Source organism: Shewanella sp. 10N.286.52.E4 (genome assembly GCF_041468785.1).
GTDB classification, from domain to species: domain Bacteria; phylum Pseudomonadota; class Gammaproteobacteria; order Enterobacterales; family Shewanellaceae; genus Shewanella; species Shewanella electrodiphila.
This window is the reverse complement of the sequence record NZ_JBFRJJ010000024.1, coordinates 171,557-188,992: the sequence shown is the minus strand read 5'-3', so window position 1 is coordinate 188,992 and position 17,436 is coordinate 171,557. Positions and strand designations below refer to the sequence as shown.

The 17,436-nt window shown below is 39.4% G+C and carries 10 protein-coding genes; all 10 read right to left on the bottom strand.

All coding sequences use genetic code 11. The features are described from left to right. Positions 1-175 precede the first annotated feature (175 nt). The 10 genes from AB4153_RS14715 to pepN all read right to left on the bottom strand — a co-directional run bounded on the left by AB4153_RS14715 (position 176) and on the right by pepN (position 17,393). Positions 176-322 carry a hypothetical protein gene (locus tag AB4153_RS14715; RefSeq protein WP_371997965.1) on the bottom strand — a complete coding sequence of 49 codons (147 nt, stop codon included), beginning with the start codon at positions 320-322 and terminating at the stop codon, positions 176-178. Beyond that, on the bottom strand, positions 312-845 hold the full coding sequence (locus AB4153_RS14710) for a cell division protein ZapC (RefSeq protein ID WP_102528744.1): 534 nt from the start codon (positions 843-845) through the stop codon (positions 312-314). The genes AB4153_RS14715 and AB4153_RS14710 overlap by 11 nt, the downstream gene beginning before the upstream one ends. A gap of 189 nt (positions 846-1,034) precedes the next feature. Then, the gene (pyrD, locus tag AB4153_RS14705) at positions 1,035-2,057 is read right to left on the bottom strand and encodes a quinone-dependent dihydroorotate dehydrogenase (protein WP_102528743.1); all 1,023 of its coding nucleotides are present in this window, start codon (positions 2,055-2,057) and stop codon (positions 1,035-1,037) included. A gap of 65 nt (positions 2,058-2,122) precedes the next feature. Next, the gene (locus AB4153_RS14700; protein WP_102528742.1) at positions 2,123-6,967 is read right to left on the bottom strand and encodes an NAD-glutamate dehydrogenase; all 4,845 of its coding nucleotides are present in this window, start codon (positions 6,965-6,967) and stop codon (positions 2,123-2,125) included. Positions 6,968-7,233: 266 nt separating this feature from the next. Then, on the bottom strand, positions 7,234-9,588 hold the full coding sequence (locus tag AB4153_RS14695; protein ID WP_102528741.1) for an RND family transporter: 2,355 nt from the start codon (positions 9,586-9,588) through the stop codon (positions 7,234-7,236). Positions 9,589-9,726: 138 nt separating this feature from the next. Then, on the bottom strand, positions 9,727-10,737 hold the full coding sequence (locus AB4153_RS14690) for a WD40/YVTN/BNR-like repeat-containing protein (RefSeq protein WP_371997964.1): 1,011 nt from the start codon (positions 10,735-10,737) through the stop codon (positions 9,727-9,729). A gap of 48 nt (positions 10,738-10,785) precedes the next feature. Beyond that, complete coding sequence (locus tag AB4153_RS14685; protein WP_102528739.1) at positions 10,786-12,150, bottom strand: DUF1329 domain-containing protein; 1,365 nt, start codon at positions 12,148-12,150, stop codon at positions 10,786-10,788. Between the two features lie 13 nt (positions 12,151-12,163). Then, on the bottom strand, positions 12,164-14,215 hold the full coding sequence (locus AB4153_RS14680; protein WP_229370314.1) for a DUF1302 domain-containing protein: 2,052 nt from the start codon (positions 14,213-14,215) through the stop codon (positions 12,164-12,166). A gap of 315 nt (positions 14,216-14,530) precedes the next feature. Next, complete coding sequence (locus AB4153_RS14675; RefSeq protein WP_102528737.1) at positions 14,531-14,746, bottom strand: DUF2835 domain-containing protein; 216 nt, start codon at positions 14,744-14,746, stop codon at positions 14,531-14,533. Positions 14,747-14,831: 85 nt separating this feature from the next. Beyond that, complete coding sequence (gene pepN, locus AB4153_RS14670; protein ID WP_371997963.1) at positions 14,832-17,393, bottom strand: aminopeptidase N; 2,562 nt, start codon at positions 17,391-17,393, stop codon at positions 14,832-14,834. Positions 17,394-17,436 lie beyond the last annotated feature (43 nt).

Below are 17,436 nucleotides of genomic sequence, written 5' to 3'. Positions count from 1 at the left end.
TTACGATGAGTAATAACAAGAGTTGCTCAGTAAGACATGCATCTGACTAATAATAAGTGATGAAAGGAGTTAATGTTGTGAGAAGTAAACTTTGTTGCAAAGTCATCTTATACAGCAAAATAGATATAGAATAGTTAAACTTTATAGCTTCTAAAACAATAATAGATAAGCTTCGCTAAAGTGTGAAGCCTAAACTAATTTTGTAAAAAACGATGTTAAAGAAACCTATGTTAGAGAAACCAATGTTAGAGAAACCAATGTTAGAGAAACCAATATTAAAGAAGCTAACCTCGAAGAAACAATTTATTTGATTATGCAGCAACCACAAGTTGAGCTTTTCTAAGCGGGTTGAGTCTATTATGCATCACTTTAATTGTTTCAAATTGCTGCAGAGTTTTGTTCTCAGATAATGGACACTCTTTAGACAGTACCATCACTAATGCAGCTTGTAGGCTATTTTCAACCACCATGACTAAAACGCGAGTACCATTAGCATTGAGGTTAAATAACTTACCGACTTCACAATAAACACATTCTTGGCTTATTTCAAAAAACCAAGATTTAGGCATTTGTGGTTTTAACAAAAAATGCGCAGCGGTTGCATTTAGTGCTGTTTGAACAACAGCAGCATCTGACATATTGATAACTTTTGGAAGAGTTTCAAGCAAGTTGATATAGAATTTAGCGTGCTCGACACTAAATTCCGATGTTATTAATGCATCAGGAATGAGCGCTTTAGTTTTGTATGGGGTTAAGAACTCCATCTCGGAACCTAATGAAATACTTAATTGCTTATAGTTTTCATTATATTCCCACTGCCAGTCCTTATTTGGCATTAATAACATTTTTTAGTACCTAATTATAAGAATACAAGGTGATAATAGTTTATATTTCAGACAATATCAAAACATTATTGAATATTTTTGATATAAAGATCATAAAGTTACAACGATCGAAAGATCGTTATTTCGATCGCTATAACTTTATTAGATCTAAAAAAAGGATCTTTGGTTGGTTTTTAAACTATTCAGATCTTATTTTGCTTTATAGGCTTTTACAATATCATTAATTAATCCAGGACCTTGGTAAATAAAGCCAGTATATATCTGAACTAATTGAGAACCTGCGTCAAATTTAGCTAAAGCATCTTCTGCACTATTAATTCCGCCAACGCCAATAATTGGGATCTCACCGTTTAAATATTCAGCTAATTGTTTGATCACTTTAGTTGAAAGATCGGTTAACGGTTTACCACTCAAACCACCCATTTCATCCGCATTATCAAGGCCAACCACAGCATCACGACTTAATGTAGTGTTTGTGGCAATTGCGCCGTCAAATTTACTTTTCAATAATGACTCAGCAATTTTCTCAATTTCTTCAGTGGTTAAATCTGGCGCTATTTTCAATGCAACTGGAACATATTTATTATACTTTTTAGCTAGCTCTGCTTGCTTTTCTTTTAGCGAGCTTAATAAATCATCTAACAATTCACCGTATTGCATTGTACGAAGACCCGGTGTATTTGGTGATGAAATATTAACCGCAATATAATCTGCATGTTGATAAACTTTTTCCATGCAAATTAAGTAATCGTTTTTGCCTTCTTCAACCGGAGTATCTTTATTTTTACCAATATTCACACCAACAATAATGTCTGTTTTTTTAGCCATTAAGTTTCGGACTAAATTATCAACACCTTTATTATTAAAACCCATACGATTAATAATCGCTTTCGCTGGTTTTAATCTGAATAAACGTGGTTGCTCGTTACCTGGTTGTGGTCGAGGAGTGACAGTGCCGACTTCTACATGCCCAAAACCCATGGCATGGAATGCATCAATCGACTCACCGTCTTTATCTAAGCCTGCAGCAAGGCCTACAGGGTTATTGAATGTAATACCCATGCAAGTCACTGGAGCAGCGCTAACATTTTGACTATAAAATAGGTTTAAAGGGTTGTTTCCAGTGTTTTTTAAACTTCCAATAGCGATGTTATGCGCTACTTCTGGATCCATTTGAAACATTACTTTTTGTGCAACTTTGTAAAAAAACATGCTTTCTCCTAAACCTAAAAAAAACCCCGGCTATTTGCCAGGGCTTGTTCACTTATTATAAATAATTATCTCGGTCCTTCGCAATGAAGGATCAACAAATTAAGTTCACGTAACGCCACCGAGAATTTGGCAAAGTCATGACTTTGAGAGACTTTAAAGTCTGCTAATAGGTGGAACCAACGTTCCAATAGCTTCTCGTTATTGTCTATCCATTGCTGAATAATTGAATCGGCATTACAAGTATCTGTACACGCTCGTAGCACAGTAGAGCTCAGTGCGCGTTGCTGCCAATCTAATTCTTCTCTGAAGGCGGCACGAGCAAGCGCTTGCCAATGGTTAGATACGGGCTGATTACTAATTTGTTCAAGGAACCAATGTAATTCAACTTTTGCACCAAGTCTGAAATAGGTTTCAGCCACTAGCTGAACTGACTTACCTTCGATTTGGGCTATTTGGGCGATATCTAACGCTGAGAACAAGGTACTCATTTTAGCAACAACTTGTGCTAAAGACTCAGGTACTTTTTGTTCTGTTAGTGATTTTATTTCAGTTGAAATCGCAATCACTTCAGCAGCAATCATATACTGATCAACATTGGTCTTTAATTCTTCAAATACAGGTTTGAAGAACGCCACTGTTTGCTCAATATTTTCACCTTTGGTGCGATGACGGATGAACCAGCGACAAGCACGGCGCATATTGCGACGTAATTGATGCAGCATTTCACTTTGCACGTCAGCAGACACAATACCGTTTAATTCAGTAATTGATTGAGTTAAATCAGCTAAACCGAAAACTTCGCGAGCCATAGTATAACAAATTGCGGCTTCGGCTACTGTGGCACCTGTCTCATCTTGCATGCGTTGCACGAAATTAAAGCCCATGTCATTAACAAGTTCATTAGCTAATGAAGTCGCAATAATTTCACCGCGCAATGGATGCGCAATCATTTTATCAGCATATTTGTCTTGTAATTTCTGAGGGAAATAAGCCGTTAGCAATTTACTTAAGAATGTATCTTCAGTGATTTCTGCTGTAACTAATTGCTCTTTTAATACCATTTTTCCATAAGCAACTAACACAGATAATTCTGGACGAGTTAATGCTCTGCTATTGGCTAAACGATCTGCAAGTTCATCATCTGTTGGAAGGAACTCTAACGCTCTATCCAACTTGCCATCTTTTTCAAGATACTGAATATAACGAATGTGTTCTTTTAATTGTGAAACACCGTGAGCCTGCGTCACTGAAATTGTACGAGTTTGATCATTACAATCTTGAAGTACAATATCCCCCACTTCATCAGTCATTGATTCTAATAAGCGGTTACGTTGCTTAACGGTAAGTTCACCGTCTGCCACTAACGTATTGAGTAAGATTTTAATGTTCACTTCATTATCTGAACAATCAACACCGCCAACATTATCAACAAAGTCAGTATTAACTCGACCACCATTAGCCGCAAATTCAATACGGCCTAATTGTGTCGCACCTAAATTACCACCTTCACCAATGATCTTAGCGTTTAATTCATTACCATTGACACGAATAGCATCATTTGCACGATCGCCAACTTCAGCATGCGTTTCAGAAGTTGCTTTAACGTAAGTACCAATACCACCATTCCAAATCAAATCAACACGCATTTTTAGCAATGCTTGCATTAACTGGTTCGGGGTCATGGTGTCTGAATCAGTTTCAAGCATTCCCTTGATTTCTTTAGTCAACTTAAGTGACTTAGCAGAACGATTAAAAATCACCCCACCTTTAGACATCAATTTAGTGTTGTAATCTTCCCAGCTTGAACGCGGTAGATTAAACAAACGCTCACGCTCTACGTAACTCTTTTCAGTATCCGGGTTTGGATCAACAAAGATATGCATGTGGTTAAATGCTGCAACGAGCTTAGTATGGCGCGATAACAACATACCGTTACCAAATACATCGCCAGCCATGTCACCCACTGCTAAACAGGTAAAATCAGTTGTTTGGCAATCAATACCTTCTTCACGGAAATGACGTTTGACCGATTCCCAAGCGCCTTTCGCAGTAATACCCATTTTTTTATGGTCATAACCGTTACTGCCGCCAGATGCGAAAGCATCACCTAACCAGAAGTCATACTCAATGGCAATTTCGTTGGCAATATCAGAGAAAGTCGCAGTACCTTTATCAGCTGCAACAACGAGGTATGCATCATCTTCATCATGACGTACTACATCTTTTGGCGGTACCACTTTGCCTTCAATGATGTTGTCGCTGATATCAAGTAAACCACGGATAAATAATCGGTAACATGCTTGGCCTTCATTAAAGAATGCCTCGCGGCCACCTTCAGTTGGTAGCTGTTTACACACGAAGCCACCTTTTGCACCAACAGGTACAATAACGGTGTTTTTAACCTGTTGCGCTTTTACAAGACCAAGCACTTCAGTACGGAAATCTTCACGTCTGTCAGACCAACGTAAACCACCACGCGCTACTTTACCGCCACGTAAATGAACACCTTCAACTCGCGGAGAGTATACGAAGATTTCAAATTTCGGTAATGGGCGAGGCATTTCAGGAATGTCTTCAGGTAAGAACTTAAACGAAATGTACGGCTTGTTTTCGTTTTTGTTCAATGTTTGATAGAAATTGGTACGTAGTGTTGCGTTGATCAAATCTAAATAACGACGAATAATACGATCATCATCTAAGCTCGATACGTCCTCAAGACGCAAATCCACCTGTTCTAAAAACTTATTTAACGTACGAGTTTTTAATTTTGGATTAAATTTTCGAATGAACATTTTAACTAGTAAATCAGCTATTTGCGGATAGCGATTAAACGTTTCTTCAATGTATGACTGACTAAACGTTGCATCTATTTGACGCATATATTTAGCGTAAGCACGCAAAATAGACACTTCACGACCCGTTAAGCTGGTCGCTAAAATCATTCGGTTAAAGCCATCATCTTCAAGTTCTTTATCCCAGACTTGTGATAATGCATTTTGAAAACGATCTTGGCTATCTGCAAGGTTTTCAATGGCAGCGCCCTGCACTGTCATTAAGAAGTCTAAAATCCAGAAGGTTTGACCATCTGCAGTTTTAACTTCGTACGGGCGTTCATTAATGACCCGCAAACCAAAGTTTTCAAGCATAGGTAGCACATCAGAAAGATGAATAGGTTCATCTTTATGAAATAGCTTTAAGCGGACTTTATTATCATTTAATGCCGTTTCTTGTGGCTGATAAAAAAGCATGCCCAATTTATGTTCGTCGTTCAATGCTTCAAGGTGTTGAATATCAACCACTGCTGAACTAGGCAACACATCTTCTTTATAACTCGGTGAAAATGCCGTGAAGTAACGCTTAATAAGACCCGTTCCTGACTGCTCACCAAGAGCATTATTCAGTGAACTATGTAGTTTATCTTCCCAAGAGCGAGCTGCTTCAATTAGGTTTTTCTCAATAGCAGCCACATCGACGTCCATATTATTATTGTCAACTTTAATGATGTAATGAGTACGCGCTAAAGTTGATTCTGAGAAGTAAGTGGTAAATTCAACATCTTCACTACTGTTAAAATGTTGAGCCAAAATGCGTTGTGTATCTTGACGTAATTTGGTGTTGTAACGATCTTTTGATACATACACCAAACAAGATAAGAAACGACCAAAACCGTCTTTACGGACAAATAACTTTAATTTGTCACGATCTTGCATTTCTAAAACGCCGCGAGCGATATGAGCAAGCTCATCTTCTTTAGCTTGTATCAGCTCATCGCGAGGTAAGTTCTCAAGGATATTCATTAACGCTTTATAGTCATGAGAGCGAGGCGTCAAACCAGATTGCTCCATAACGCGTTCAACTTTACCAGCAAGTAGCGGAATTTCACGTGGGCTTCGGTTATATAAATTAGAAGCATATAGGCCTAAGAATCGGTCTTCGCCTATGACATTACCTGCTTTATCAAAACGTTTGATACCCACATAATCGACATATGCAGGGCGATGTACACGACTTTTGGTAGAGCTTTTAGTAAGCACTAATAAGCTTTCATCCAGCGCTTCTTTACGGGCAGAAGCTGAGAACGTAGACAAAAGTAATCCACGATCTGCATGTTCGGCACTCGAGCGGCTCATTAAGCCTAAGCTTGAATCCAAATCTGGTACTAACTCAACATCACCTTCAACACGCTTTAACTCGTAATGTCTGTAACCAAGTAATGTAAAATGATGATTATTGAGATAAGTTAGGAATTTAGTCGCTTCTTCCATTTCAGCTTTATCGCCTGGAAATGGTTGTTTCGGTAATTGCTTAACCGTCTCGGTTAACTTATCTGACATTTGCTGCCAATCATCAACTGAAGACACAACATCAGCAAAAACTGATTCAAGTTCTTTACCAATGGCTTTAATATCGGCTTCGCTACTTTGACGATCGATTTCAATTAAAAATACCGCAACATTTTCAGTTGCTTCAGGTGCATCTTTAATAAAAGAAACTTCTTTAACCAATTCCTCATCACGAACTAATGCTAACGGTGTATGTAACACCATGTGCGCCGTAATGCCCATGCGGTTTAATGCCATAGTCACTGAGTCAACCAAGAAAGGCATATCTGGTTGAATGATTTCAATAATACTATGGGTAGACTGCCAGCCATGTTTCGACTGACTTGGGTTAAACACACGGATGTGGCTGTTGGTTTTAGCTGATTTGTTTAGCGCATTCCAAAGGCTTAGTACGGCACCATAAAGGTCGCTGTCATTACGAGCATTTAAGTCGTCTTTTGACATATGGGCGTATATACAATTGGCAAATTGCTCAACTTGTTTAGCTTGAGAATTAGGGATTTTTTTATGAATTAAATTGACTACATTTTCTAGTAGTACTGAAGGCATTGCATCTTTAAAGGCCATGTTGCAGTTTCCTTAAGCGTTTATGGCAGCGCTTTTATCATTATATTGGATGCTTCGGCTTGTTGATTCAGTCTAAAACTGAGATCTGGAGCAAAGTTTATTACTAATTAACTGCTATATCGAGCACTATTTTAGTGGTAGATCCTCTAAAATCCTTGTTAACTATAGAATTATAGTCACTATTTGACCAATCAAGCGTTTAGATAGACTAACTATGCAAAAAAAAGAGGAGCCTAAGCTCCTCTTAATATTTTCAAACCGTTTATTTACTTGGGTTTGCGCCAGAATACCGCTGACAACGCAGGTAAAATAATTATCGCACCCAACATATTTACTAAAAACATGAAAGTTAACAAAATACCCATGTCCATTTGGAACTTAAGTGCTGAAAAGAACCAAGTACTCACACCAATAGCTAAAGTTAACCCTGTAAAGATGACCGCACTACCACGTTCAACTAAGGCTTCAAAGTAGGCTTGCTGGACTGCCATACCTTGAGTAAGTTTACCTGACATGGTCGATAAAATATAAATACCGTAATCCACGCCAATACCCACGCCCAATGCAATAACAGGTAATGTACTCACCGCTAAACCGATATCTAGCCACGTCATTAATGCTTGCGCTAATGTTGAAACCACATATAAAGGCACAATCACGGCGATAGTCGCTTTAATTGAACGGAAGCTGATGAGACATAAAACAAACACCGCGCCATACACATAAATCATCATAGGTAGCTGTGCTTCGCTAACAGCCTCATTTGTCGCTGCCATCACGCCAACTGGCCCTGAAGCTAATTTAAACTGCAATGTGTCAGTATTAAGCTGCTCAGCAACTTGTTTTACTTTGGCTGTCACAACTTCAATGGTTTCTGCTTTATGATCTTTTAAGAACAAGAAAACTGGCATCACTGAACAATTACCGTTAAGTAATCCAGAGGTAGTTGGCACACGGCCTACAGCTTGCACTAAGCTCGCTGTGGTACGAGGAAGCACTTGCCATTTAGGATTACCTTCGTTGAAACCGGCATTCACTCGCTTAGAGACTGACGCTAAACTTGCGGTCGACTCAACACCTGGTGTATTGCCAACCATCCATTCAAACTGATCAATTTCATTTAGAATGGAATGATATGTACAGGCTTCAGGTGTCGCTTCAACAATCACAGTCATATAATCAGTCGTAATTGAATAATTATCTGTTATATGGAAAGTATCTTGGTTGTATCGAGAATCTAAATGAAGTGCTGGCGCACCGCCCTGCAAGTCACCAATTTTGATATTGCTTGCTTGCTGAAAACCAAAGCCGTATAGCACTGCGGTGCAAACTAATACAATGACAGCATATTTAGGTGTCGCGAATTTTGATAAGCTGCGCCACAAACCTTCAATTTTGGCTTTTTTAACTGGATCTTCTTTTTCTGGCTTAATCGTGGTGTATGAAATCACCAAAGGCAATAGAATGAGATTGGTTAAAATAATAACAGCCACACCCAGTGAAGCTGAAATAGCGAGTTCTCGGATAATACCAATATCAATCGCCAATAACGTTAAAAAACCAACGGTATCTGATAATAGCGCTACGCCACCCGGCACTAATAAACTGCGAAATGCCGATGCTGAAGCTGCTTTGGTATTTTGACCATCGAGTACACGACGTCTAACAGCATTGATCATTTGAACGCCATGACTAACGCCAATTGCGAACACTAAAAACGGTACTAGAATTGACATAGGATCTAAGCCAAAACCGACCACAGTTAATAACCCTAGCTGCCAGAAAACAGCGACAAGGCTGCACACAAGTGGGAGAACCGTTAGAATTAACGACTTAGAAAATAAATACACCATGACTGCAGTAATCAAAATCGCAATCAAGAAAAACAGTAATACGCCTTTTGCCCCTTCTGCGACATCACCTGCCATTTTAGCAAATCCAATAATATGGATTTTAATCGTTTCCGTTTCGTATTTGCCACGTAATTGATTTTCTAATTGTTTAGCGAATTGAATCGTGTTGAGTGGTTTAGTCGTAATATCTTTTTCAGCACCTTCAGACTCGGCCATTTCTTCGTCTGTTTTAGCCACAAAATCCATTAACTGCGCTGTTAACATCGCTGATGAATAATCATTTGATACTAAACGACCAACAATACCTGCCTTTTCCACATTGTCACGAACAACATTCAGGCCATATTCATCGTTACGAAAATCTGCAGGTATCACTGGTCCGCCAGCAAAACCATCTTCAACAACTTCAGTAAAACGTGTTGAAGGAGAATATAAAGACTTAACTTGGGAACGCTCTACACCCGGGATAAAAAACAGTTCATCATGAACCTGTTTCAGGGTTTCGAAATATTCAGGATTAAATATATCACCGCTAGTGTCTTCAACAGACACCATAATCCTATTCGCACCACCAAAATCTTTTTGATGCTTTGTATAGGTTTTCATGTACTCATGATTAAGCGGTATGTTTTTACTAAAAGCCGCATCCATTTTTAATTGGCTTGCTTGATAACCAAGAAAAAGTGTAATTAACATGAATGACAAAATCACCCACATGCGGTTTCTGAAAAGATGGGTTTCAAATCCATTGACCAGTTTTTCTAACATCTTATCGGCCCTATTATTGTTGTTTTATTTTTACACTAACTTAGTGTTTATTTTGCTCAATTTACACCGTAACCGTATATTCCAGACACGTTTACTTGCCCCGTCACTGAACAAATCCATCGTAAAGCTTAAGCGACTCTATTTGAGCTGAAATAAACCTTTTGAACCAGCAAACCAAACTTGACCTTGATTATCACTTTCAATAGCGACGATATTTTCGCCTTGTCTACGTGCAATGATATTAGCTGTATCTGTATTATCTAACTCGATAACAACACCTGCGTTACCAACAAGGTACAAAGATCCAGAATCAGTAATATAAGCGTTATTAATTGAAGACTTCACCGGTAAAGCGATTTCTTGCCATTGACTGAATAGCTTATCGGTTTTGAAAACATGGCCACGTAAGCCCATGACAAACACTGCGCCGTCCGTTTCAATAGCATTAAACATTGAACCTTCATAATCAAAAGGCTGTGTAACAAACGTTACGCCATTATCATCAGATGTGGCGACAAGTCCTAATTCACCTACCATCAACAGGCGATTATCAGCTAATTGGATGACACGGTTAAAGTGAGGTAATAACGCTGATCTTTCTGATAAATATAAAGCTTCATCTTCAGCTTTTAAATCAGCAAGATATGAGACATCTTCAGGGAATAGTAATTCTTCATGAAACTCTTGAACCCAATGCTTGCCACCATCAGCGGTGCGATAAAACAAACCATACGCGCCAACGGCAATACCTTCATTTTCATTAAAAAATAAAATATCCAAAAGCGGTTTTTCAACTTCTGTAGATTGGAATTGCACTTGCCAAGTTAACCCACCATCTACAGTGTGAATGATGGTTGCATCATGACCTACCGCCCAGCCTTGTTTCTCATTTAAAAAGAACACTTTGGTTAATTGGGAAATTACTGGTGAACTCACTTGTTGCCAATCTTGTTGTTTAACTAACACATGACCGCGTTCACCCACCGCAACAAGGTTTTCACCTGCTTTGGCAATATCTAGAACTAATGAAGACTCAGCGAGTGGCTGTATTTGAACGGTAAGAGGATCGAATTGAGCATGGACTGGCGCAGTAGAAATTAAACAACCTAAGCTGATTGCGACAACATTGCGAAGTGTGCGAAACGACATACAAACTTCCTTAGAAATAATAGGGGCGCAATGCGCCCCATAAAGGTCTTAGCGAATACCTGCGCGACGTAATGCGTCAGGTGTGAAATTAGCTTCAGAAAGCTTAGCATCGAAATCGTACATGCGGCCTTCATTATCTAATCCCATTGCTAAATAACGACGAGATTGCAAATCGTGGAAAATTTCTAACGTGCTCCAATGTGTTGGAACTTCGTAGTAGTTAATCGAATGTGCTGTACCTACACGGTATAACTCATCACGGTTATCGTACATATCCGTTAGCGAAACCTGCCATGAATCTTCATCGATATAGAAAACACGTGTTTTATAAATATGACGCATGCCATCTTTAAGGGTTGCTTTAACTTCCCAAACACGGTGCTTTTCCCAACGAGCAAATTCAGGGTTGATATGACCTGGTTTTAAGATTTGATCATATTCAAGTGAATCTGAATGAAGTTTGTAATCGTTGTAAGGGATATAAAGCTCTTTCTTACCGACCAGTTCCCAGTTATAACGCACAGGTGATCCGTTAAACATATCGAAATCATCAGTTGTTCTTAGACCATCAGACACTGTACCTGGTGTATCAAAGGCAACATTTGGCGCTTTACGAACACGGCGTTGACCTGTGTTATAAGTCCAAGCTTGGCGCGGAAGTGCTTCTTGATCCATTGTCTCTTTAACAAGCAAAGCAGTTCCTGCAAGACGCGCAGGTTGACGTACAACTTGTTTAAAGAAGAACAAAGTATTTGATTCTTTTAATTGATCCAGAGTCACTTCAGGACGGCTGTAGCTAAAGCGAATCTCTTCAGCCGTTTCAATTAACGTATAAGAACCACCTGCCGTTGGAGCCGCTTGGCTACGAGCAGTTTTGATATCAACACCACGATAACGCAGGATGTGGTTCCAAATCACTTCTAAACCATTATTTGGAATTGGAAATGGCACACTAATAGAAGCGCCACTTACACCGTTACCATTAGCAACCAACTCTGCATTTAAGGCATTAGCTTTAGTTGCATCATAGACATACTGAGGCAAAGAAGCCGTACGACGACTTTCATACACATTCATTTTGTATGTATCTGGGTATAATTCAAAAAGCTTGTTTTGACCCGGCGTTAAAAATTCAGCGTACTGTGCTTTGTTAGCATTTGTAATGGTGAACAAAATTTTATCAGAAGGAAAAGGATCTGGATGATGCATTCCCTTTTCATAGCCAGCAACTGGAGAAGTAATACCATTATCCCAAGCAGGGATAGAACCGTCAGCATTACCCGCTTTAACAGCACCTATTGGCGTAAGTTCATTACCCAATTTAGCTGCTTCAGCTTCAGATACTTTCGCCATCGCTGCCGGCGCACTAAACGCCATGATCATTGCAGCCGATAATATCGTCAGTTTCTTCATTATTATTATCCTTCTAGATAGAATACTTGACGTTAAACGAGACGTAATCTCGGTCAGTCATTGCATTTGTTGTTCCTACACCACCAAAGAAGTTGTTGTAAGAAATATCTGCTCCCCAGCGGCTGCGATAATCAAAACTAACGCCTAAAGCAACTGATTTACGACCTTCAGTAAATAAGAACATTGGATCAGGAGTGATACCGTCTACATCGTGAGAGAAAATCACACGTGGAGACATGTTCACGCCAGCAAAGATATTATTGTAGTCAGCTTTAGCCACTAAACGATAACCCCAAGCAAAATCAGTTGGGAATGGATTCGTTTCAGGACCATCATGCAAGGCTTCGATAATACCTGGCATATCAGGGTTACCACCTGAACGCGCGGTTCCAGGACCATTTAAGCGTAGTTCATCAAAACCAGGCATGTCATGGATCCACACACCACCGACTTCAGCAAGCATGGTTAAATTATCTGTTCCAAAGGTAGGACCAAATAAATGTGTCAATGTAAATTGAGCTTGAGTCGTATCAGATAAAATGAAACCATCAATGGTTTCACCAGCCTCTACACCTTCAATTTGCGACACACCATCTAAATCAGGGCGTATACCAGCATTAGCAAGTTGCTGTGGCATACCTGCAAATAACAGTTCAACGTCATCAATTTGTAATGGTTCATCAACACGGTGAGAAACTTCACCCGCAACAGATGTGTCACCGACTAAGGTGTTAAAACTCGCGCCGTACAATTGAATATCTTCAGGGTATACCACTTGAGCCTTAGTAAACGATTCCATACTAAGCATCAACTCACGGTCAATTTCACCGCCACTTGCAGCTAAACGGCCGTAGTCTCTTGCTAAAGCTTCACTGCTAAAGTTAGATGCTGTACCGCTGATAATAGGGCGGCGACTGTGATAATTCATGTAGTACAAGCCAAATTCAGTTTCACCTAAACTCGGCGCGTAATAACCTAACTTGATACCGTATTGACCATCATCACTTGGTTCTGCTTCATCTTGAAGTAAAGCCACTTTAGTAGCATATGGCACCATGTAAGCTGCGAATGCAGGATCAAAATTAGCCGCAGCTGCTGCACCATAAAGCGCGGCATACTCAGACATTAAAAAATCAAGATTGATATCAGGGTTTGAGTTGAAACCTAACTGAGCGTTTTGGTTATAACCACCAAAACCAACAAAGTCATTGGTTGCAAAGTTAGAACCCGCAGATGGAACCCAAACTGGCTCCCAATCATATTGATAATAAGCTTCAACATTTAAATTTTCAGTAACACCTAACGATGCCCATACCATTCCTTGCGGACGGAAAGCTTCTTTAAGTTCAGCACCAGGTGTATTCAAGATATTTAAATCAACTGGGTTAATGACACCAATACCGTGAGGAATTAATGTGCTTTCACCCCAAGAAACAACTTGGTTACCGATACGAACTGATAATGGGTTTTTACCATCATTTAAGTCAAAGTTACCGTAAACAAATGCATCTAATAAACGAATGTCTTTACATTGAACTTCTTCTGCTCGGCTATCCTCACAAGGATCATATTCTTTGCCAGTCAATGGATCGTTATAATCAAAATCGCCATCACTTAATTTGCGATCATAAAAATACATGCCACGTACAAACAAACCGAAGTTCTTATATTCTAAAGATAGCTCGTGCAAACCTTTAAAACGTTCAGAGGTAGTGTCACCCTGAGAATAGAGTAAGTTACTTAAGTCGTTGTTACTTGAGTATGAACCAGGCTGGCCCCAAATTTGAGCTGAAGAGTAGATAGGCGTTTGCCCAAATGGCGCACCGAAACCAGAATAACCAGACCAATCAAACTGTGGCTGGTTAACTTTACCGATTTGGCCTTCCCAATCACGCTCAGAAACACGCCAGCTTGCGCCGACTGTCCATGTTGAGTCAAAGGAGCCTTGTACTTCACCCCAATCAAATGATACAGCATTAGCGCTACTGCTCATCCCTAAAGTCAATGCCGACACCACCCCCAAAGCGAGTGCCGACTTGTTAAAGCGTCTTTTAACAATATTCATTTTTGCTTCTCTCCGTAACCTGCCGGATTCGTTGTTATAGGATTTGAACCAACATTTTGTTAGCCTGCAGGCAACACCATTGTTACAGCAATTAACATCATTGAGCAAGTTCAAAAAACAGAAAATTTGTTAACGAATTGGTGCAGTTAGGAGAAATTAATACAGAATAATCGAACGCTTATTTGAATTGGATCACACGAATTGACTACAAGCAGTAAAAATGAAAGAAAAACAGAACTTTTTCAGTAGCTTACACAAAACCAAGTGAAGCTAAATTACCATTTAACAATCAATTGGTCGTTTGAAGTAATTGCTCTAAACTTTATTAAGAGAAATAAATTTTCCAGCAGGTTCTAGTTGCAAAATGAATTGCCCCTGTATCCCTGCAGAGGTCACAAATGGTCTAAAATATTTACCATTTATGTGTAAAATTTTGCCATTAATATCCTTTACCTCGACATTTTTAACTGTGCCTTGGTAATAAGGAAGAAAATCTTTAAAACTGATGTACATTGAAAATATAAATTGCATAACTCAATTACTACAAATTATAGAGTGAAATAGTGATAGGCAACGATCTAGCATTTAAAATGATAAACCGTCACCCAATTTTAGATTAAGCGTGTTCTAACGCCTTTTCTACTTTCTCAAACAAATCTTTCGATAGGTTAGGTAGCGCTTTTAATCGTAATAAACAGGCTTTCATTTTTTGTTGGCGGCCATAATCAAATTTACTGAACTGAATAAGTGGTGTGATCATTCTGGCAGCAATTTGCGGGTTCAACTCATTCAGTTTAACCAAGATATCCGTTAAGTATTCGTAACCACTGCCGCTCGCATCATGGAACTGGTAAGTATTTGCAGCGACAAAGAAGCCAATTAACGAACGCACTCTATTTGGATTGTTAAAGCTAAAACTTTCGTGCTCAGTGAGTGCTTTGATTTCTGTTAAGACTTCTGGCGTGTTTTGTGAAGCTTGTAAACTAAACCATTTATCCATAACCAGTGGCGTTGAAACCCACTTTTGCTCAAAGTCTGCCATCAACGTTTGTTGACAAGTTAACTGACCTGAAACCGCAGCTTTAAGTGCTGCTAGGCTATCGGTCATATTCGTAGCTGCATGATATTGCTCAGTCACTAAGCCTTCATATTCTGATGACACACGCGATAACAATACTAAACAGATATTCTTAAAGGCTCGCGAAGCTGCATTATCTTCCTTAATCAATGAACGATAACGCGTCACTAACTCATCTAAACAGGCTTCAGCAAGTTCATCGATAACAAATTCTCTAGCAGCTTGTAGAGCATCTAAGTCGACAGTTTCAACCTGTTCAATTAAAGCAGCCGCACTCGGGAATGCCAGTATTTCTGCCACTAACGCTTTGTCTAAGCTTTCATCTAGAATAATGCCTCTTATTGCTTCAATCACTCTAGCATCGAGATGCATTGCCTCTTTAGCAACTAAACTGGCGACATTTTGCCAAACAGCTTGGCTGAATAAACCAACAGAAGCTTCCCAACGTGCTACTTCGCTTGATGCAAAACGTGTTAGATGTACAAGTTGGTCAACATTAAATTCATAATCTAAGCGAACTGGTGCTGAAAAATCTTGCAGTAAAGAAGGCACTGGCATTGCGTCAATATTATCAAATACAAATGTCTGTTCAGCTTCTTTCACATCAAGCACTTGGTTTGTTAAAGGTTGACCAGCAGAATTCAATAGCTCAAGGCTGAATGGAATATGCAGAGGGTTTCCTTTCACTCCTTGAGAAGTAACCGATTGACTGACAGTTAACTGGTACTGCTTGTTATCTGCATCATATTGATCAACCACAGTCACCACAGGGGTACCGGCTTGGCTGTACCAATTTCTGAATAAGGTTAAGTCGATACCACTCGCCGTTTCCATTGCATTGACGAAATCATCACAAGTTACCGCTTGGCCATCATGGCGTTCGAAATAACATTTCATCCCTAACTGGAAATTTTGCTCACCTAATATGGTATGCATCATCCGAATAACTTCAGCGCCTTTGTTATAAACAGTCACGGTATAGAAGTTATTCATTTCAATAACAGATTCAGGACGAATTGGATGCGACATAGGGCCTGCATCTTCAGCGAACTGTTGATTTTTCATGACGCGAATGGCTTGAATACGATTGACAGCACGAGATCCTAAATCTGAACTGAACTCTTGATCTCTAAATACCGTTAAGCCTTCTTTTAAGCTTAACTGGAACCAGTCACGACACGTCACACGGTTACCGGTCCAGTTATGGAAATACTCATGGCCAACAACCGATTCAATACCATGATAATCTTCATCTGTCGCACTGGCGGTATCAGCTAATACGTATTTAGTGTTAAACACGTTTAAGCCTTTATTTTCCATCGCGCCCATATTGAAAAAATCAACGGCAACAATCATATAAATATCGAGGTCGTATTCTAAATCAAAACGGCTTTCATCCCATTCCATCGATTTTTGTAACGACACCATTGCATGGTCAGCTTTATGCAAGTTTCCTTTATCTACAAATACTTGCAGTTTTACCTCTCGGCCACTACGAGTAATAAACTTATCTTCAAGTAAATCGAAGTCTCCTGCTACAAGGGCAAATAAATAGCTAGGTTTTGGGAATGGATCTTCCCAACGCACAAATTGACGTGATTCACTCACATCGCCCTTTTCAACCAAATTACCATTGCTTAATAAAAACGGGAATGCCGCTTTGTCAGCTTCGATTCTTACCGTATAGATAGCTAAAACATCAGGACGATCAAGGAAGTAAGTGATCCTTCTGAAGCCTTCAGCTTCACATTGGGTACAGTAAGCGCCATCAGACATATATAAGCCTTCTAGGCTTGAGTTGGCTTCTGGATCTTGCTTAGTAACGAGCGTTAACTCAAAATCATTTAAAGAGGTGCTGATAGATAATTGGTTATCTTTTTCTTGGTAATTAGCTGGCTCGCCATTGATATGCACAGACACTAAATTAATTTGCTCGCCTACTAGCACCAATGCTTCGCTGTGCTCGCCTACCCTTTGTATTTTGCTTATCGCAATAACTTCAGTGTCTGAACCCTTTAAATTAAAATCTAACTCGATGTGACTAATGGTGAAAGTGGGTGCTTGATAGTCTTTTAAATGTTTTGCTTGAGCTTGAGTCATAAATAATCCTTGAATAACACTTAGCATTTAACGGGCATAAAAT